The organism is Sinorhizobium chiapasense, assembly GCF_036488675.1.
Taxonomy (GTDB): Bacteria; Pseudomonadota; Alphaproteobacteria; order Rhizobiales; family Rhizobiaceae; genus Sinorhizobium; species Sinorhizobium chiapasense.
The window spans coordinates 30270-49341 of record NZ_CP133148.1; the positions used below are offsets into that span (position 1 = coordinate 30270).

Sequence of the window (19072 nt, forward strand, 5' to 3'; positions counted from 1 at the left end):
ACATCTCTTTTTTTGGAACAATCATGAATTTCGTGACAGACCCATCGAGCCGCACGGGCGATGTCCTTTCCGTGTCCGATCTGGCAAGCGAGGAGAGCCGCTCAACCGCGACTCCGATGATGGAGCAGTACATCGAGATCAAGGCGAACAATCCGGATTCGCTGTTGTTCTACCGGATGGGCGACTTCTACGAACTGTTCTTCCAGGATGCGGTCGAAGCCTCGCGTGCGCTCGGGATTACCCTGACGAAGCGCGGCCAGCACTTGGGGCAGGAGATCCCGATGTGCGGCGTGCCGGTTCACGCGGCCGACGATTATCTGCAGAAGCTGATCGCCGTTGGTTTCCGTGTCGCCGTCTGCGAACAGGTCGAGGATCCGGCCGAAGCGAAGAAGCGCGGCAGCAAGTCGGTCGTGCGCCGCGACGTTGTCCGGCTGGTGACGCCGGGAACGATCACCGAGGACAAGCTGCTTTCGCCGGCAGAATCGAACTATCTGATGGCGCTGGCCCGTATCCGCAGCGGCTCAGAACCGGCCTATGCGCTTGCCTGGATCGACATATCGACGGGCATCTTCCGACTTGCCGAGACGGCCGAAGGCCGCCTGCTTGCCGATATACTGCGGATCGAGCCGCGTGAACTGATCCTGCCGGATACCGTCTTTCACGACCCGGAACTCCGGCCGGTTTTCGACGTGCTCGGCCGGGTGGCGGTGCCGCAGCCGGCGGTGCTGTTCGACAGCGCGACGGCCGAAGGCCGTATTGCCCGCTATTACGGCGTGAAGACCCTTGACGGCTTCGGCACCTTCTCGCGCGCCGAGCTCGCGGCGGCCTCGGCGGCGATCTCCTATGTCGAGAAGACCCAGCTTGCCGAACGTCCGGCGCTCGGGATTCCGGAGCGGGAAAGCGCCGCCTCGACGCTCTTCATCGATCCGGCGACCCGCGCCAACCTGGAACTGGTCAAGACGCTTTCCGGCGCCCGCGAGGGAACGTTGCTCAGGGCCCTCGACCGGACGGTGACGAGCGGCGGCGCACGGCTTCTTGCGGAGCGGCTGATGTCGCCGCTGACCGATCCCGATCGGATCAACACGCGGCTCGATGCCATTGAGGTCCTGGCCGACCAGCCGTCTTTTACGACGGATCTGCGCGACGCCCTGCGGCGCACGCCCGACATGCCGCGCGCGCTGTCGCGGCTGGCGCTCGGCCGTGGTGGCCCGCGCGACCTTGGCGCGATCCAGGCCGGGCTTCGGGCCGCAGCAGCGATATCGGCGCTATTGTCGCGCGGCAGCCTGTCGCCGGAACTGACCGAGGCGCATGCCGCGATCATGGCATTGCCGGAGGCGTTGCTGGTGAGGCTCGAGTCGATGCTGGCCGAAGAACTCCCGCTGTTGAAGCGCGACGGCGGCTTCGTGCGCGAGGGAGCGCATGACGAACTCGACGAGATGCGGGCGTTGCGGGACCAGTCGCGCCGGGTGATCGCCGGCCTGCAGCTGCAATATTGCGAGGAAACCGGGATCAAATCGCTGAAGATCAAGCACAACAACGTGCTTGGTTATTTCATCGAGGTGACTGCGGGAAATGCCGGCGCGATGATTGACACGGACGCAGGGCGCGCGCGCTTCATACACCGTCAGACCATGGCGAATGCCATGCGCTTCACGACGACCGAGCTCGCGGAGCTCGAAACCAAGATCGCCAATGCGGCGGACCGTGCCCTTGCGATCGAACTCGAAGCGTTCGAGGCGCTGGCGGGCGAGGTCGTTGCACATGCCGAGGCGATCAAGGCGGCGGCGCTGGCGCTCGCGACGCTCGATGTGTCGACCGGCCTCGCCGTCCTTGCCGAAGAGCAGAACTACGCACGCCCCGCGGTCGACCGCTCGCGGATGTTTACGATCGACGGCGGGCGCCATCCTGTCGTCGAGCAGGCGCTCCGGCGTCAGGCAGCCAACGCCTTCGTCGCCAACGGTTGCGACCTGTCGCCGCCGGACGGTCACGACGGCGGGGCGATCTGGCTGCTCACCGGCCCCAACATGGGCGGTAAATCGACCTTCCTGCGCCAGAATGCGCTGATTGCGATCATGGCGCAGATGGGGTCGTTCGTCCCGGCAGCGGCGGCGCATATCGGCATCGTCGACCGGCTTTTTTCCCGCGTCGGCGCGTCCGACGATCTCGCCCGCGGCCGCTCGACCTTCATGGTCGAAATGGTCGAGACGGCGGCAATCCTCAATCAGGCGACGGACCGTTCGCTGGTGATCCTCGACGAGATCGGCCGCGGCACCGCGACCTTCGACGGCCTGTCGATTGCCTGGGCGGCGGTCGAGCACCTGCACGAGGTCAATCGATGCCGCGGGCTTTTTGCCACCCATTTCCACGAGCTGACAGTGCTTTCCGAAAAGCTCGGCCGTCTCTCGAACGCGACGATGCGGGTCAAGGAATGGGACGGTGACGTGATCTTCCTGCACGAGGTCGGTCCCGGTGCCGCCGATCGGTCCTATGGCATCCAGGTCGCGCGGCTCGCCGGCCTGCCGGCGTCGGTCGTCGCGCGGGCCAAGGACGTGCTCGCCAAGCTCGAGGACGCCGACCGCAAGAATCCGGCAAGCCAGCTGATCGACGATCTGCCGCTTTTCCAGGTCGCCATACGGCGCGAGGAAGCGGCAACGAGGGCCGGCCCTTCGAAGGTCGAAGAGGCGCTGAAGGCGCTCAATCCCGACGACATGACGCCGCGCGATGCCCTCGACGCGCTCTATTCGTTGAAGAAACAACTGGGCGCCGCCTGATCGTTCCCGAGGACGAGCATTGACCGGGTAGTTGCATGTTGCGCCGATTTTCCCTGTTATTTGCCGGACAGAAAGGCTATACAGCGCCGCGTGTCTTTCAGACGCACAAAGGTCGCTGTAGCACTTTAACTTGCCGCTTGTTTTTATCCTCAAATCGCTCTGATTTAAGGAAACATGCGGTGGGCGCAAAGGACGTGGCATTGTGAAAATGCTGCATGTTTCCGGCCGGTCCACGGCGACATGCAGGAGCGCTGGCAGATGCAGCGGAATACCCAACCAGTCGGACAGGACGCCCCTCGGCACTTCATGGCCAGACACGAAACTTCCTTTCCCGAAATTCTCGATGTTGCGGCGCTGCGAGCGAGATTGAGCTTCATCGCCTCTGCCCATGCGGAGCAGCGAGAACCGATGCGCCAAGCTCTGCTCGCCGCATTCAAGCAGGCCAATCTTGAGGGCCGCGCCAGGGCGCGCGAACTGCTGGCCGCTGACGGCGCCGGCATCAAATGCGCCGAACGCATCTCCTGGCTCCAGGACCAGCTCATCACCCTCCTGCATGATTTCGTGCTGAACGAGGTTTTCGACGCGGCGAAGGCGCCGGAGGCGTCTCGCATAGCTGTGACGGCCGTCGGCGGCTACGGACGCGGAACGCTTGCGCCGGGGTCGGACATCGACCTTCTCTTCCTGCTGCCAGCAAAAAAGGCGGTCTGGGCCGAGCCGGCGATCGAGTTCATGCTCTATGTTCTCTGGGACGTGGGCTTCAAGGTCGGTCATGCCACGCGAACGATCGAGGAATGCATCCGGCTGTCACGCGCCGACATGACAATTCGCACGGCGATCCTTGAATGCCGCTACATTTGCGGTTCCGAGGCGCTGGCGAGCGAACTTGAAACGCGCTTCGACCACGAGATTGTCCGCAACACCGGTCCCGATTTCATCGCAGCCAAGCTTGCCGAGCGCGACCAGCGCCATCGCAAGGCGGGCGACACCCGCTATCTTGTCGAGCCGAATATCAAGGAGGGCAAGGGCGGGCTTCGCGATCTGCACACGCTGTTCTGGATCGCCAAGTATTTCTACCGGGTCAAGGACTCGGCCGACCTCGTCAAGCTCGGCGTCCTGTCACGACAGGAATACAAGCTGTTCCAGAAATCGGAGGATTTCCTCTGGGCGGTGCGTTGCCACATGCATTTCCTGACGGGCAAGGCGGAAGAACGGCTGTCCTTCGACATCCAGCGCGAGATCGCCGAGGCGCTTGGCTATCACGATCATCCGGGCCTCTCGGCTGTCGAGCGCTTCATGAAGCACTATTTCCTCGTCGCCAAGGACGTCGGTGATTTGACGCGCATCTTCTGCGCCGCGCTCGAGGACCAGCAGGCGAAGGACGCACCGGGGATTTCCGGGGTGATCAGCCGTTTCAAGCATCGTACCCGCAAGATCGCCGGCACGCTCGACTTCGTCGACGATGGCGGACGCATCACGCTGTCGAGCCCCGATGTTTTCAAGCGCGATCCGGTAAACCTTCTGCGGCTCTTCCACGTCGCCGACATAAACGGCCTTGAGTTCCATCCGGCCGCGCTGAAGCAGGTGACCCGCTCGCTGAGCCTGATTACGCCTCAACTGCGTGACGATGAAGAAGCCAACAGGCTGTTCCTGTCGATCCTGACGTCCAGGCGCAATCCGGAACTGATCCTGAGGCGCATGAACGAGTCCGGCGTCCTCGGCCGCTTCATCCCGGATTTCGGCAAGATCGTGTCGATGATGCAGTTCAACATGTATCACCATTACACGGTGGATGAGCATCTGCTGCGCACGGTCGATATTCTCTCGCGGGTCGAGCGCGGCATCGAGGAGGAGGCGCATCCGCTTTCGGCGACGCTGATGCCAGGCATCGAGGATCGCGAGGCTCTCTATGTCGCCGTGCTTCTGCACGACATTGCCAAGGGCCGACCGGAGGACCACTCGGTCGCCGGCGCCAAGGTGGCCCGCAAGCTCTGCCCGCGTTTGGGGCTTTCGCCGAAGCAGACCGAAACCGTGGTCTGGCTGGTCGAGGAGCACCTCAGCATGTCGCTGGTGGCCCAGACCCGCGACCTCAACGATCGCAAGACCATCGTCGATTTCGCCGAGCGCGTGCAGTCGCTCGACCGCCTGAAAATGCTGCTCATCCTGACGGTTTGCGACATCCGCGCGGTGGGGCCGGGCGTGTGGAACGGCTGGAAGGGGCAATTGCTGCGCACGCTCTACTACGAGACCGAACTTCTGCTCTCCGGCGGCTTCTCGGAATTGTCGCGAAAGGAGCGGGCAAAACATGCGGCCCACATGCTGGAGGAGGCGCTGACCGATTGGTCCGAAGCGGACCGCGAGGCTTATGTGCGGCTGCATTATCAGCCTTACCTTCTTTCGGTGGCGCTCGAGGATCAGGTTCGGCATGCGGCGTTCATTCGCGATGCGGACCGGGCCGACAAGACGCTTGCGACCATGGTGCGCACGCACCAGTTCCACGCCATCACCGAAATCACCGTGCTTTCCCCGGACCATCCGCGCCTGCTGACGGTGATTGCGGGGGCCTGTGCGGCGGCGGGCGCCAACATCGTCGACGCCCAGATCTTCACGACGTCTGATGGACGGGCACTGGACACGATTCTGGTCAACCGGGAGTTTCCGGTCGACGAGGACGAGATGCGCCGGGCGGCGAGCATCGGCAAGCTGATCGAGGATGTGCTGTCCGGCCGCAAGCGGCTGCCCGAAGTGATCGCCAGCCGCACGCGCGTGAAGAAGCGCAGCAAGGCCTTCACGGTCACGCCGGAAGTGACGATCAGCAACACGTTGTCGAACAAGTTCACCGTGATCGAGGTCGAGGGCCTCGACCGAACCGGTCTTCTTTCCGAGGTCACGGCGGTGCTTTCCGACCTCTCGCTCGACATCGCCTCGGCTCATATCACCACATTCGGCGAGAAAGTGATCGACACCTTCTACGTGACCGATCTGGTCGGCTCGAAGATCACCAGCGAGAACCGGCAGATGAACATCGCGGCGCGCCTCAAGGCTGTGCTCGCGGGCGAGGTCGACGAGGTCCGTGACCGAATGCCCTCCGGCATCATCGCGCCGGCCCCCGCACCGCGCGCCTCGCACGCCTCCAAAACGACAAAAGCCGAAACATGAGTCTGGTCAAGAAATTTGCAACCGTCGGCGGTGCGACGCTTGGAAGCCGCATCTTCGGCTTCGTCCGCGAAACCTTCATGGCGGCGGCGCTCGGCACCGGACCGGTTGCCGACGCCTTCAACACCGCCTTCCGCCTGCCCAACACCTTCCGCCGGCTTTTTGCCGAAGGCGCTTTCAACTCTGCCTTCGTGCCCCTTTTCGCCAAGGAGATCGAAGCCCGCGGCATGGACGGCGCCCGTCGCTTTTCCGAAGAGGTTTTCGGTGTGCTCTTCACCGTTCTCCTGTTTCTGACGATCGCCATGGAACTGGCGATGCCGTTCATCGTGCGGGAGTTGATAGCCCCGGGCTTTGCCAATGATCCGGCGAAGTTCGCAAGCACTGTAACCTTCGCGACGATCATGTTCCCCTATCTCGCCTGCATGTCGCTGGCGGCGATGATGGCGGGCATGCTGAACTCGCTGCACCGCTACTTCGCCGCGGCGATCGCGCCGGTGTTTCTGAACGTCATTCTGATCGGCGTTCTTGCCTATGCCTGGTATGGCGGCCAAGACGCGATTGCCGTCGGCTACAGCCTTTCCTGGGGCGTCCTGGCTGCCGGGTTGGTGCAACTCGCGATCGTCTGGTTCGCTGTGCGCAGTGCCGGGATCCGGATCGGGCTCCGCCGCCCACGGCTGACGGCGAATGTCAGGCGGCTTCTGGTGCTGGCGCTGCCGGCGGCGATCACCGGCGGCATCACCCAGATCAACCTTTTGATCAACACCAACATCGCCTCGGCGAAGTCGGGGGCCGTGTCGTCGCTCGTCTATGCCGACCGTATCTACCAGCTTCCGCTCGGCGTCGTCGGCATCGCGGTCGCGACCGTGCTGCTGCCGGAACTTTCACGGGCGCTGCGCGCCGGCAATCTCAGCGAAGCATCGAACCTGCAGAACCGCTCCGTCGAATTCACGCTGTTCCTGACGCTGCCGGCCGCGGCCGCGCTGCTTGTCATGTCGGAACCGATCGTCCGGCTGCTCTTCGAGCGCGGCAAGTTTTCACAGGAATCGACCGTCGTGGTCGGTCATATCCTGGCGATCTACGGTCTGGGTCTGCCGGCTTTCGTGCTGATCAAGGCGTTCATTCCGGGGTTCTTTGCACGTGAGGACACGCGCACGCCGATGATCTTCGCCGCCATTTCCGTGGTGGTGAACGTGTCGCTGGCCTTGACGCTGTTTCCGACGCTCGCCGCGAGCGGCATCGCCACGGCGGAGATCATCGCCGGCTGGGTGAATGCCGTACTGTTGTTCGCAACCCTCGTCTGGCGTGGCCATTGGGGGCGTGACATTCCGCTTTTGACCCGGATCCCGCGCCTGGTGATCGCCGCGGCGATCATGGCCGCCGCGCTGCATTTTGCGGTCCAGTGGCTGGCGGTTCCGCTTTCCTCCGCCGCGCCGCTCCTGACGCGGGCCATAACCCTCTGCGGATTGGTGGCGGCGGCGATGGTGATCTATTTCGCTTTCGCCTTTGCCCTCGGCGGCGCGAGCCTCGGCATGATCCGTCGCAGTCTGAAGCGCAGGGCCGCTGGCGCTCCGGGCGAAGCTGCGGTCAACCAGGAGCCCGACGCATCATGAAACAGACGGTCGCGCGCGTCACCATCGTCGTGCCGGATTACGACGACGGCATCGCCTTCTACTGCGGCAAGCTCGGTTTCGATCTGATCGAGGACACGGACCTCGGCAGCAGCAAGCGCTGGGTGCTCGTTCGGCCGAAAGGTGCCGCGGAGACGGCCTTGCTTCTCGCCAGGGCCGACGGCGAAAAACAGCGGGCCGCGATCGGCAACCAGACCGGCGGACGGGTCGGGTTCTTCCTGTTTACCGACGACTTTGCCCGTGATCATGCGGCGATGCTGGCCGCCGGCGTCGAATTTCGCGAGGCGCCCCGCCACGAAGCCTACGGTTCGGTCGCGGTGTTTGCCGACCCGTTCGGCAACCTTTGGGATCTGTTGCAGCCGGCGTCGTGATCCCTCGCACGCCCACACCCCCTTGATTGCACTTTGGCTGCCGTGCATAAGCGCGGCGGATATCAACTGGAGACGGGCCCTCCACAAGCCCGATTGAGGACGACATGAACGAATTCAAGCCGCTCGTATTTTCCGGCGTACAACCGACCGGCAACCTGCATCTCGGCAATTACCTCGGCGCGATCCGCAAGTTCGTCGCCCTGCAGGAAAACAACGACTGCATCTATTGCGTCGTCGACCTGCACTCGATCACCGCGCAACTCGTGCACGAAGACCTGCCGGGCCAGATCCGCTCGATCGCGGCCGCCTTTATCGCGTCGGGCATCGACCCTGAGAAGCACATCGTCTTCAACCAGTCGGCCGCGCCGCAGCACGCCGAGCTTGCCTGGATCTTCAACTGTGTCGCGCGCATCGGCTGGATGAACCGGATGACCCAGTTCAAGGACAAGGCCGGCAAGGATCGCGAAAACGCCTCGCTCGGCCTGCTCGCCTATCCTAGCCTGATGGCGGCCGACATCCTCGTCTACCGTGCCACGCATGTCCCGGTCGGCGACGACCAGAAGCAGCACTTGGAACTGACGCGCGACATTGCCCAGAAATTCAACATCGACTTCATGGAGCATATCCGGCAGCGCGGCTACGGCGTCGATATCGTCGTCGGCGAAGAGCCGATCCATGCCTATTTCCCGCCCGTCGAGCCCTTGATCGGCGGGCCGGCGCCACGCGTCATGTCGCTGCGCGATGGCACGAAGAAGATGTCGAAATCCGATCCCTCCGATCTGTCGCGCATCAACCTGATGGATGATGCCGAGACGATCTCGAAGAAGATCCGCAAGGCCAAGACCGACCCCGACGCGCTTCCGAGCGAAGTCGACGGCCTCGCCGGCCGTCCGGAGGCGGAGAACCTCGTCGGCATCTATGCGGCGCTTTCCGACAAGACGAAGGATGAGGTTCTCGCCGAGTTCGGCGGCCAGCAGTTCTCGATCTTCAAGCCGGCTCTGGTCGATCTTGCCGTCAACGTGCTGTCGCCGATCACCGGCGAGATGCGTCGCCTGATGGATGATACTGCGCACATCGACGCAATCCTGAGGAGCGGCGGCGAGCGGGCGCGGGCGCGTGCCGAAAAGACGATGCGCGAGGTTCGCGAAATCATCGGGTTTTTGCAGTAGCGCGCAAAAATGAGACCTTGCGGGCGGCGAACGGCAATGTAATGTTCGCCGCATGGTTTCAACCCGACTCTCGCGACTGGAAGGTCATCGCCGCAAATTCATGGCGGTGATCGACGATACACCCGAATGCAACCGAGCCGTGCATTATGCCGGTATGCGCGCGAAGAACTCCAACGGCGGCCTCGTGCTGCTCTACGTGATCGCCGATGGCGACTTCCAGCAGTGGCTGGGGGTCGAGGAGATCATGCGGGCGGAAGCGCGTGAAGAGGCCGAGGCGACGCTGGCAAAGGTGGCCCAGACGGTGCGCGAAAACATCGGTATCGAACCGGAAATCGTCATTCGGGAAGGGATCGCCACGGAGCAGATCCACGCCGTGATCGAGGACGACCGCGACATCGCCATTCTTGTGCTTGCAGCGGGATCGGCGAAGGAAGGGCCGGGGCCGTTGGTGTCGTCCATCGCGGGGAAGGCCGCGGCCTTTCCGATCCCCGTGACCGTCATTCCCGATATGCTGACGGACGAGGAAATAGACGCACTGAGTTAGAGCAATTCCAGGGAAGGTGCGCGAAGGCTTTCCGTCCGCAATCGCGCCGTTGCCAAATCGGGAAGAAGCCGTCTTGCGCACGCTTCCCGGGACCCGATCGTTACAGTCCTGGTGCGACGGGATGCGCCCTTGCGAGGCCGGCGCGAAGCACCTATATTTTTGAACAATTCTAAAGAGCCGGCGGGAACCGCTTCCGGCGAAACGGAGAGAAAGATGTTCATCCAGACGGAAGCCACGCCAAATCCGGCCACGCTCAAGTTCCTGCCGGGCAAGGTGGTGATGGAGAACGGCACGGCCGAATTCCGGAGCGAAGAAGAAGCCCGTGCGGGATCTCCCCTGGCGGCCCGGCTTTTCTCGATCCCGGGCGTTACCGGCGTCTATTTCGGTTACGACTTCATCACGGTCAGCAAGGAAGGGCAGGAGTGGCAACACCTGAAGCCCGCCATCCTCGGCTTGATCATGGAACATTTCATGTCCGGCCAGCCGGTCATGTCGGGCGCCGGGCGCGCCGAGGAGGCGGACCAGGAAGGCGAGTTCTTCGACGAGGGCGACGAAGCGATCGTTGCCACGATCAAGGAATTGCTTGAAACGCGTGTTCGTCCGGCCGTTGCCCAGGACGGTGGCGACATCACGTTCCGTGGCTTCAAGGACGGCACAGTGTTCCTGAACATGAAGGGCGCATGCTCGGGCTGCCCGTCTTCGACCGCGACGTTGAGGCACGGTGTCCAGAACCTGTTGCGCCACTTTGTCCCGGAAGTCGAAGCAGTCGAATCCGTCTGATCCGGCCTTGTCGCGTCGCTGCCCACCACGCGCGGGAGCGGGCGTCACTGCATGCCTTAAACATGCAGCAATTCAAAGTGCTATCGCGTCCTTTGCGCGTCTGAAGGACGCGGGGCGCTGTAGGGCACTTCGCGCCGGATCTGCGCGCGAAGCAATGGAGGGAGGCCATTGCGGCTGACATGTTAGTGCTTGCCATCGACACATCCGGCAGCGGTTGCTCCGTTGCTGTTTATGACAGCGCGTCCGCCGAGGTCGTGGCCTGCGCGGGTGCGAACATTGGACGCGGCCACGCCGAGCGTTTGATGGAGTTCGTCGACGAGGCACTACTCGCCGCCGACAGGACGCTTGCAGATATCGATCGTATCGCCGTCACAATCGGCCCCGGATCCTTTACCGGAATTCGCGTCGGCGTCGCGGCCGCGCGTGGTCTCGCGCTTGCCCTTGGCAAGCCGGCGGTCGGCGTCACCACGCTTGAGGTTGCCACCGAAAGCGCCAGGCTGGCGACGTCCGGCAAGGCGGCGGTTCTCGTCGTCATCGACGCGAAGCGGGACGAGGTCTATGCCCAGCTTTTCGATGCCTCTGGCCGAGCAAGGGGCGAGCCCGAAATTCTGTCGGTCACGGCGGCGCGCGAGCGGTTTTCCGGCTTCGAAGGCATCGTTTGCGGCTCCGGCGCTTCCCTCGTTGGCCATGTGCAGGCAAGCGGAACGCTGGACGATATCGACATGGCCGTCGTTGGCCGGCTGGGTGCCGGCGCCGATCCAGCTTCAGGCAAGCCGAAACCGTTATACTTGCGTGGACCGGATGCGAAGCCTCAGGCAGGTTTCGCCGTAAGCCGAGCCTAGACCGCGATGAGTTTGACCGATTATTTCACCCGTCGGACGGAGTTCGATATCTTCCCGCTCGAGGATGGCGACCTCGTTGCCGCGGCGGCGCTACATAGCCAGCGCTTCGCATCACCCTGGAGCGACGGTGAAATTCACGCATTGCTGTCGCAGGATGCCGTTTTCGGCTTCGTGGCGCGCCAGACGAACGGCGCCTTTCGTCCTGCGTTCGGCGGTTTTGTGCTCTCGCGCGCCGTGGCGGGCGAAGCGGAAATCCTGACCATCGGCGTCGACCCGCGTTTCACCCGATCCGGTCTCGGCTGGCGCCTGATGCAAGCGGCCATGCGTGAGGCGCTCGTCAAAGGGTCAGAGGCGCTTTTCCTCGAAGTCGATGAAACTAACCAGGCCGCACTCGGTCTCTATCAGAAACTCGGCTTCCTCAAGGTCGGCGAACGCCGGGCCTACTACCAGGGGTCGACAGGAGCGCGCACGGCGGCGCTTGTCATGCGACTCGATCTTCGCTAGTCCGATTCACAACCTTGGTCCGGCTTTGCAGGCCTCCCGTTCGGATGCGCATGGCGGCGTTTCGAATGTGGTGGATGTGCTACCGCGCGGGGCCGAACGATGAAGGAAAGATGAGCGGGTTGGAAAGCCTTCGCGGATGATCAATTGGGTCCGGGTTGCCCTGTGCGGCGTGCTGTTGGTGCTGGTCTCGCTGGTGCTGATGCCGGTGCAGATCTTTTGCCTGTGGCTGGATCTTAAGCCGCGGCGCTGGCTGCCGCGGTTGTGGCACCGCGTGGCTTGCCTGTTGCTCGGGCTTCGGGTTCACGTTCATGGCGAGCCCGAGCGCCGGCGTCCATTGCTGCTCAGCGCCAATCACGTGTCCTGGAAGGATATTCTGGTGCTGTCCTCCGTGGCCGACGTCGTCTTCGTCGCCAAGTCGGAGGTCAAGACCTGGCCTGTCTTCGGGATTCTCGCCCGCCTGCAGGCTTCCGTTTTCATCGAGCGCGACCAGAAGCGCACGACCGGCCACCAGGTGAGCGAGATCGGCCGAAGGCTCGCCAATGGAGAGATCGTCGTGCTCTTCCCGGAAGGCACGACCTCCGACGGCAATCGGCTCCTCGACATCAAGACCTCGCTGTTCGGCGCCGCCGCTTCTGCGGTTCCGCATTCGCCGACCGGCGTGGTCCATGTCCAGCCGCTCGCCATTTCCTACACCGGTATCCACGGCATGCCCATGGGGCGCTACAACAGGCCGATCGCCGCATGGCCCGGCGACATCGGACTGCTGCCGCACCTTCTTGGCGTGCTGCGGGAAGGCGCGCTGGACGTGGACGTCGATTTCGGCGAGGCCGTGGACTACGACCGCCATGCCAACCGGAAAGACGTGAGCCGCACGATCGAGCGGCGCATTCGCAGCATGCTGTCCGATCGCCTGAGGGGGCGACCGCGGCTGGATCGGGGCGTCGCGCGCGCTGAACGATAGCGCGCCGCCAAAAACGCTTCAACTTTGGGCCGCCATGCACTAAAGAACCCCGCATGACCCAGGAAACAGCTCTTCTGTCGAAAACGCCGGTGCCGGGCGAGGAACACGCATCCTCGCGCAAGGTCTTCGTCAAGACCTATGGCTGCCAGATGAACGTCTATGATTCCGACCGCATGTCGGATGCGCTTTCGCGCGACGGCTACGTTTCGACCGACGTCCTGGAGGAAGCCGATTTCGTTCTGCTCAACACCTGTCATATCCGCGAGAAGGCGGCTGAAAAGGTCTATTCCGAGCTCGGCCGGCTGCGCGAGCTGAAAAAGGAGAAGGCGCGCGAAGGCCGCGAAATGGTCATCGGCGTCGCCGGCTGCGTCGCACAGGCCGAAGGCGACGAAATCCTTCGCCGCGCGCCGGCGGTCGACCTCGTCATCGGCCCGCAGACCTATCACCGCCTTCCCGAGGCGCTGCAGCGTGCCCGGGGTGGCGAGCGTGTCGTCGAAACGGATTATGCGATCGAGGACAAGTTTGAGCACTTGCCCGCGCCCGACAGGGCGAAGACACGCGCCCGCGGGGTGACCGCCTTTCTGACGGTGCAGGAGGGATGCGACAAGTTCTGCACCTTCTGCGTCGTGCCCTACACGCGCGGGTCGGAAGTGTCGCGGCCGGTGGCTCAGATCGTTGCCGAGGCGGAAAAGCTGGTCGAAGGCGGGGTGCGCGAAATCACCCTGCTTGGACAGAACGTCAATGCCTGGCATGGCAACGGCCCGGACGGCCGCGATTGGGGGTTGGGCGATCTTCTCGTCCGCCTTGCCGAAATCGAGGGCCTTCAGCGCCTGCGTTATACGACCAGCCATCCGCGCGACATGGATGACAGCCTGATCGAGGCGCATCGGTCGATGGCGAAGCTGATGCCCTATCTGCATCTGCCGGTGCAATCGGGATCCGACCGCATCCTGAAGGCGATGAACCGGCGTCATACGGCAGCCGAGTACCTCGCGCTGATAGATCGCATCCGCGCGGCTCAGCCCGACCTTGCCCTATCCGGCGATTTCATCGTAGGCTTCCCGGGTGAAACCGACGAGGATTTCGAAGATACCGTGCGTCTCGTCGAGGCGGTGGGTTATGCACAGGCATTTTCCTTCAAGTATTCGACCCGTCCCGGCACGCCGGGGGCCGAACTCAAGGACCAGGTTCCCGAGGACGTGAAGGCCAAGCGTTTGGAAAGATTGCAGACTTTGCTCATGAAGCAGCAGCGCGACTTCGCAGAGGCCTGCGTCGGGCGCGAGATCGATCTGCTTCTGGAAAAACCTGGCCGCATGCCCGGCCAACTCGTCGGTCGTTCACCGTGGCTGCAGCCGGTGAATGTTGATGCAAAAACATCGCAAATCGGTGACATTATCAAAGTACGAATCATCAAAGCGGGCTCCAACAGCCTCTTTGCCGAGATGATCGCATAGGGACCGAGAGCGAGGAGCCTAACCGCTTGAACGGACACGAATTGATTTCTTCATCATCGCGCCAGTCAAAAACATCTGCGACAGACGCCAATCACTTCGTGCTCACTTTCGAGAACAACCGCTTTGCCAGTGAGCTCTTCGGTCAGTTCGACCAGAATCTGAAGTTGCTCGAAGAACGCCTGCGCATCGATGCGAGGCCGCGCGGAAATTCCGTTGCCATCTCGGGAGACGTGATGGCGACAAACCAGGCGCGGCGCGCCCTCGACTATCTCTACGGAAGATTGCAGAGTGGCGGATCGATCGATACGTCCGATGTCGAGGGAGCGATTCGTATGGCGGTCGCTGCCGACGACCAACTGCAGTTGCCGACGATGGAGCGCAAAGCCAAATTGACGATGGCGCAGATTTCGACGCGCAAGAAGACCATCGCTGCGCGGACGCCCATGCAGGATGCCTATATCCGCGCAATGGAGCGGGCGGAACTCGTCTTCGGCATCGGCCCGGCCGGTACCGGCAAGACCTATCTTGCCGTTGCTCATGCCGCTCAGCTTCTCGAGCGCGGCGCGGTCGATCGCATCATTCTTTCGAGACCGGCGGTCGAAGCCGGTGAGCGCCTGGGCTTCCTGCCGGGCGACATGAAGGAAAAGGTCGACCCCTATCTGAGGCCGCTCTACGACGCGCTCTACGACATGATGCCCGGCGACAAGGTCGAGCGGGCGATCACCGCGGGCGTGATCGAGATTGCGCCGCTCGCTTTCATGCGCGGGCGCACGCTCGCCAATGCCGCCGTAATCCTCGATGAGGCTCAGAACACGACATCGATGCAGATGAAGATGTTCCTGACCCGTCTCGGCGAAAACGGCCGGATGATCGTCACCGGCGATCCCAGCCAGATCGACCTGCCGCGCGGCGTCAAGTCGGGGCTCGTCGAGGCGCTGCAGATCCTCAATGGCGTGGAAGGCGTTTCGGTAATCCGCTTCAAGGATGTCGACGTCGTCCGCCATCCGATGGTGGCGAGGATCGTCAGGGCCTATGAAAGCCACACCGCGGTTCACGACGAGAGCGAGCAGAGCGATCGTTAGTCCTTGTTTATCGCGTGATTTGTCCGAAAACCGCTTCCCACTTTTCGGATCACGCTTTAGAGCGGGATGAGGAAAGGTGTATGCGGTTTTCCGCGCGCATCCCGCTCTATTTTGTTGGAATCGATCACGTTCATGATTTTCGGTCGAATCGACCCAAAATCATCGTGATCTAGCGACGGCTCGTTGCGACCATGACGGCTTTGGACATTCAGATCAGCGTCGAAGAAGGCGATTGGCCATCGGAAGATGAGCTGCAATCCCTCTCGGCACGCATTCTCGAGGCAGCGGCCGATCTACTCGTGCGCGAGGAACGGCAGCCTTTTCCGCCGGACGCGCCGGAAGTCTCTCTGGTCTTTACCGATGATGCGTCGATGCGGGCGATCAACGCGGAATGGCGAAACCAGGACAAGCCGACCAACGTGCTGTCTTTCCCGGCCTTTCCTGTAACGCCGGGCAAGATGCCAGGGCCGATGCTCGGCGATATCATCGTTGCCTATGAAACGTTGAAGCGCGAGGCGGTCGAAATGGAGAAGCCGTTTGACGCGCACCTGACGCATCTTCTCGTGCATGGATTCCTCCATCTTTTCGGGTATGATCATCTGGACGACGACGAGGCGGAAAGAATGGAAGGGCTGGAGACTCGCATTCTGGCGCGTCTTGGCCTATCTGATCCATACGGGGACCGGTCCCCGGATTAACAGTTTGGAACGATGAGCGACACCAACACACAGCCGGCTGCCGTTGCGGCCGAGGAAGCAGAAGCTTCCGGAGAGGCCGAGGCGGGCAGTAGTAGCACCGCCACTCCCCGACAGGAGGGCAGCAAATCCACAACCTCGTTCTGGAGCCGCGCCGCGCGCCTGCTGCGCGGGGCAAGCCCGTCGAGCCTGCGTGAGGATCTCGCTGACGCTCTGATGACGGACGCAGACAGCAACGCCGCGTTCTCGCCCGAAGAACGGGCAATGCTCAACAACATCCTGCGTTTTCGCGAGGTTCGCGTCGAGGACGTGATGGTGCCGCGCGCCGATATCGAGGCCGTGGACCAGAGCATCACGATCGGCGAGCTCATGGTCATTTTCGAGGAGTCGGGCCGCTCGCGCATGCCGGTCTACAACGAGGGCCTGGATGATCCGCGCGGTATGATCCATATCCGCGATCTGCTCGCCTATGTCACCAAGCAGGCCCGCAATCGGCGCCGCAACGGCAAGGCACAACCGACGGCCCCGGCCGCGGTGGAAAAGACGCCGCGCCAGCAAAGGGCGGGCTTTGACCTCTCGCGCGTCGATCTTGGAAAGACGGTCGAAGAGGCGGGCATCGTTCGCCAGGTTCTGTTCGTGCCACCGTCGATGCTGGCCTCGGATCTCATGCAACGCATGCAGGCCGCGCGCATCCAGATGGCCCTCGTCATCGATGAATATGGCGGCACCGACGGTCTCGTATCACTCGAGGACATCGTCGAGATGGTCGTCGGCGACATTGAGGACGAGCACGACGACGAGGAGGTGATGTTCGCCCGCTCATCGGACGATGTTTTCGTCGCCGATGCCCGCGTCGAACTGGAGGAGATCGCCGAAGCGATCGGTCCGGATTTCGATGTGCGCGAACAGCTTGAGGATGTCGACACGCTCGGCGGACTGGTTTTCGCCTCGCTCGGACGCATTCCGGTTCGCGGCGAGGTGGTTCAGGCCATACCCGGGTTTGAGTTTCAGATCCTTGATGCCGACCCGCGGCGCGTCAAACGCGTGCGCATCATGCGCAAGCGCCCGCTGGCCCGTCGTCGGGTGGTGAAGACGGAGCGGGAGACGTCGTCTGAAACGCCGCCCACCGGCCGCGACACCGAGGTCGGTCCCGGATCACAGCCGGCGTCGGAACAATAGCCGGTCCATCGGCCGCGGCGCCGCCTTCCCAATGTCAAAGAGTTAGACCGTCTCACGGTTTAGGCGAAACCGTGAGACGAACGAGCATCAGCCCGAGAATCTCTTCCGATTTATACTGCGCCGCGCGTCTTATCAGACGCGCAAAGGACGCTGTAGGACTGCATGTTTGTTTCCTCAAACCGGCTGCGATTTAAGGAAACATGCAGTAGCGTGACGCCGGGCTGTGCAACGTATGAGATCGGGACAAGCAGCCGCTTTTTTGGAAGACTGCCGCTAAATGATTCGGTCGTTTTTCCTGCGCGGGGTCGACGTGTGATTCCGCGTCTATTTGGAGGCTGTATGGCAGGGCTGGCAGGCAGGATAATGCTCCTCTCCGGGGTGTCCCGGGCAGTTATCGCCTTCCTCGCGGGGCTCTTGACGGTTCTCACCCAGCCGCCGTTCGGCATTTTCGCGGCAGCTTTCGTCTCGTTTCCTGTCCTCGTTTGGATGATCGATGGCGCACCGGGCGATCCTGAAAAAGGCCGGCTCGCAAGGCTTTGGCCGGCCTTATCGGTCGGCTGGAGCTTCGGTTTCGGTTACTTCCTCGGTGGCCTCTGGTGGCTTGGCAACGCCTTGTTGATCGAGGCGGATCTTTTTGCCTGGGCGCTGCCGCTCGCCGTTGTCGGCCTGCCTGCGTTTCTCGCGCTCTTTTACGCACTCGCAGTCGGACTGGCGCGCTGTCTCTGGTCCGATGGCCTGGGCAGGATCGCCGCCCTCGCGTTCGGCTTCGGCATCGCGGAATGGCTGCGTGGGTTTCTGTTCACGGGCTTTCCCTGGAATGCCATCGGCTATGCCTTGATGCCGATGCCCCTGATGATGCAGTCGGCGAGCGTCGTGAACCTTGCGACGATCAGCATGCTCGCGGTCTTCGTGTTTGCGGCACCCGCGCTCATCGCCACCGGGAAGGGCGCGCGTACGGGCCTCGCGATCGCCGTCGTGCTCTTTGGCGCGCATCTGGCCTTCGGCTTCTATCGCCTCGCCCAGCCGGCGCCCCAACCGCTGGCGCCCCCGTTGACGGTGCGCCTGGTTCAGCCGGTGGTCGACCAGGCGAAAAAGCTCGATGACCGCGAACGCTCATCCGTCTTCGAGGAGCATCTCGCTCTCACGACCGCGCCGGTGGAGGAGGATGGCAAACGTCCGGACATCATTGTCTGGCCGGAAACGTCGATCCCGTTCATACTCACCGACAACCCGGACGCGCTGGCCCGCATCGCAGAGGTTCTGGACGACGGGCAGGTGCTCATTGCCGGTGCCGTGCGCGTCGAGGATGCGGGGGCTGGCCTGCCGCGGCGCTATTACAACTCGATCTATGTCATCGACGATCGCGGCCAGATTGTCGGGGCCGCAGACAAGGTTCACCTTGTTCCCTTTGGGGAATATCTGCCGTTCGAGGATGTTCTCACCTCCTGGGGGCTAAGCGCTGTCGCCGCCTCGATGCCTGGCGGCTTTTCGCCTGCCCAAAGCCGCGCGCTTCTCACCCTGCCGGGCGGCAGGACGGCTTATCCGCTTATCTGCTACGAAGCGATCTTCCCCGACGAGATCGATGGCAACGCCCCTCTTGCCGATTTCCTGCTGAACATCACCAACGACGCCTGGTTCGGCGACACGCCTGGTCCGCGCCAGCATTTTCACCAGGCGCAGTTGCGCGCAGTCGAGACCGGAAGGCCGATGATCCGGGCAGCCAATAACGGTATATCAGCAATTGTTGATGCACGTGGCGTTTTAGTGGTAGGATTGGGATACAATTACAAGGGGGTTACAGACACAATTCTGCCGGGAAAAATGCTTAGCGTAACCGAAACCGTCACGCGCGGCCGAATCTTCTGGTTGATAGCCGGAATACTCTTTTTGGTTGCGGCGTTTTCGCGCGCTGGTTTTAATATTAGGAAGAATTGACCTA

15 protein-coding genes are annotated in these 19072 nt (G+C 62.7%); all 15 read left to right on the forward strand.

What is annotated here, in order from left to right:
• The first annotated feature begins 23 nt into the window (after positions 1-23).
• The 15 genes from mutS (at position 24) to lnt (ending at position 19068) form a co-directional block, all read left to right on the forward strand.
• Positions 24-2771, forward strand: coding sequence for a DNA mismatch repair protein MutS (mutS, locus tag RB548_RS00155; RefSeq protein WP_331373064.1), 2748 nt, complete (start codon positions 24-26; stop codon positions 2769-2771).
• Positions 2772-3077: 306 nt separating this feature from the next.
• Positions 3078-5927, forward strand: a complete 2850-nt coding sequence (locus tag RB548_RS00160; RefSeq protein WP_331373065.1) for a [protein-PII] uridylyltransferase — start codon at positions 3078-3080, stop codon at positions 5925-5927.
• The gene (gene murJ / locus RB548_RS00165) at positions 5924-7534 is read left to right on the forward strand and encodes a murein biosynthesis integral membrane protein MurJ (protein WP_331373066.1); all 1611 of its coding nucleotides are present in this window, start codon (positions 5924-5926) and stop codon (positions 7532-7534) included. The genes RB548_RS00160 and murJ overlap by 4 nt, the downstream gene beginning before the upstream one ends.
• On the forward strand, positions 7531-7923 hold the full coding sequence (locus tag RB548_RS00170; RefSeq protein ID WP_331373067.1) for a VOC family protein: 393 nt from the start codon (positions 7531-7533) through the stop codon (positions 7921-7923). The genes murJ and RB548_RS00170 overlap by 4 nt, the downstream gene beginning before the upstream one ends.
• Before the next feature lie 104 nt (positions 7924-8027).
• Positions 8028-9092 carry a tryptophan--tRNA ligase gene (trpS, locus tag RB548_RS00175; RefSeq protein ID WP_331373068.1) on the forward strand — a complete coding sequence of 355 codons (1065 nt, stop codon included), beginning with the start codon at positions 8028-8030 and terminating at the stop codon, positions 9090-9092.
• 52 nt (positions 9093-9144) lie between these two features.
• A complete protein-coding gene (locus tag RB548_RS00180) occupies positions 9145-9636 on the forward strand; it encodes a universal stress protein (protein WP_331373069.1) in 492 nt (163 codons plus the stop codon).
• 213 nt (positions 9637-9849) lie between these two features.
• A complete protein-coding gene (locus tag RB548_RS00185; RefSeq protein WP_331373070.1) occupies positions 9850-10416 on the forward strand; it encodes a NifU family protein in 567 nt (188 codons plus the stop codon).
• A gap of 179 nt (positions 10417-10595) precedes the next feature.
• Positions 10596-11258: a tRNA (adenosine(37)-N6)-threonylcarbamoyltransferase complex dimerization subunit type 1 TsaB gene (tsaB, locus tag RB548_RS00190; RefSeq protein ID WP_331373071.1), complete on the forward strand. Its 663-nt coding sequence runs from the start codon at positions 10596-10598 to the stop codon at positions 11256-11258.
• 6 nt (positions 11259-11264) lie between these two features.
• Positions 11265-11762, forward strand: coding sequence for an N-acetyltransferase (locus RB548_RS00195; RefSeq protein ID WP_331373072.1), 498 nt, complete (start codon positions 11265-11267; stop codon positions 11760-11762).
• 136 nt (positions 11763-11898) lie between these two features.
• On the forward strand, positions 11899-12723 hold the full coding sequence (locus tag RB548_RS00200) for a lysophospholipid acyltransferase family protein (protein WP_331373073.1): 825 nt from the start codon (positions 11899-11901) through the stop codon (positions 12721-12723).
• A gap of 53 nt (positions 12724-12776) precedes the next feature.
• Entirely contained in the window at positions 12777-14177 is a 1401-nt protein-coding gene (gene miaB, locus RB548_RS00205) for a tRNA (N6-isopentenyl adenosine(37)-C2)-methylthiotransferase MiaB (RefSeq protein ID WP_331373074.1), read from the forward strand.
• Positions 14178-14203: 26 nt separating this feature from the next.
• On the forward strand, positions 14204-15259 hold the full coding sequence (locus RB548_RS00210) for a PhoH family protein (protein WP_331373075.1): 1056 nt from the start codon (positions 14204-14206) through the stop codon (positions 15257-15259).
• 191 nt (positions 15260-15450) lie between these two features.
• Entirely contained in the window at positions 15451-15957 is a 507-nt protein-coding gene (ybeY, locus tag RB548_RS00215) for an rRNA maturation RNase YbeY (protein WP_331373076.1), read from the forward strand.
• Positions 15958-15969: 12 nt separating this feature from the next.
• Positions 15970-17133, forward strand: a complete 1164-nt coding sequence (locus RB548_RS00220) for a hemolysin family protein (RefSeq protein ID WP_331373077.1) — start codon at positions 15970-15972, stop codon at positions 17131-17133.
• Positions 17134-17472: 339 nt separating this feature from the next.
• Positions 17473-19068, forward strand: a complete 1596-nt coding sequence (gene lnt / locus RB548_RS00225; protein WP_331373078.1) for an apolipoprotein N-acyltransferase — start codon at positions 17473-17475, stop codon at positions 19066-19068.
• The last annotated feature ends 4 nt before the right edge of the window (positions 19069-19072 follow it).

Bases quoted from the DNA above. Each gene is read 5' to 3' on its own strand.
- RB548_RS00180 (WP_331373069.1), top strand. From the start codon at position 9,145: ATGGTTTCAACCCGACTCTCGCGACTGGAAGGTCATCGCCGCAAATTC.
- miaB (WP_331373074.1), top strand. From the start codon at position 12,777: ATGACCCAGGAAACAGCTCTTCTGTCGAAAACGCCGGTGCCGGGCGAG.
- RB548_RS00195 (WP_331373072.1), top strand. From the start codon at position 11,265: ATGAGTTTGACCGATTATTTCACCCGTCGGACGGAGTTCGATATCTTC.
- mutS (WP_331373064.1), top strand. From the start codon at position 24: ATGAATTTCGTGACAGACCCATCGAGCCGCACGGGCGATGTCCTTTCC.
- murJ (WP_331373066.1), top strand. From the start codon at position 5,924: ATGAGTCTGGTCAAGAAATTTGCAACCGTCGGCGGTGCGACGCTTGGA.
- RB548_RS00220 (WP_331373077.1), top strand. From the start codon at position 15,970: ATGAGCGACACCAACACACAGCCGGCTGCCGTTGCGGCCGAGGAAGCA.
- trpS (WP_331373068.1), top strand. From the start codon at position 8,028: ATGAACGAATTCAAGCCGCTCGTATTTTCCGGCGTACAACCGACCGGC.
- ybeY (WP_331373076.1), top strand. From the start codon at position 15,451: ATGACGGCTTTGGACATTCAGATCAGCGTCGAAGAAGGCGATTGGCCA.
- lnt (WP_331373078.1), top strand. From the start codon at position 17,473: ATGGCAGGGCTGGCAGGCAGGATAATGCTCCTCTCCGGGGTGTCCCGG.
- RB548_RS00160 (WP_331373065.1), top strand. From the start codon at position 3,078: ATGGCCAGACACGAAACTTCCTTTCCCGAAATTCTCGATGTTGCGGCG.
- RB548_RS00185 (WP_331373070.1), top strand. From the start codon at position 9,850: ATGTTCATCCAGACGGAAGCCACGCCAAATCCGGCCACGCTCAAGTTC.
- RB548_RS00200 (WP_331373073.1), top strand. From the start codon at position 11,899: ATGATCAATTGGGTCCGGGTTGCCCTGTGCGGCGTGCTGTTGGTGCTG.
- tsaB (WP_331373071.1), top strand. From the start codon at position 10,596: ATGTTAGTGCTTGCCATCGACACATCCGGCAGCGGTTGCTCCGTTGCT.
- RB548_RS00170 (WP_331373067.1), top strand. From the start codon at position 7,531: ATGAAACAGACGGTCGCGCGCGTCACCATCGTCGTGCCGGATTACGAC.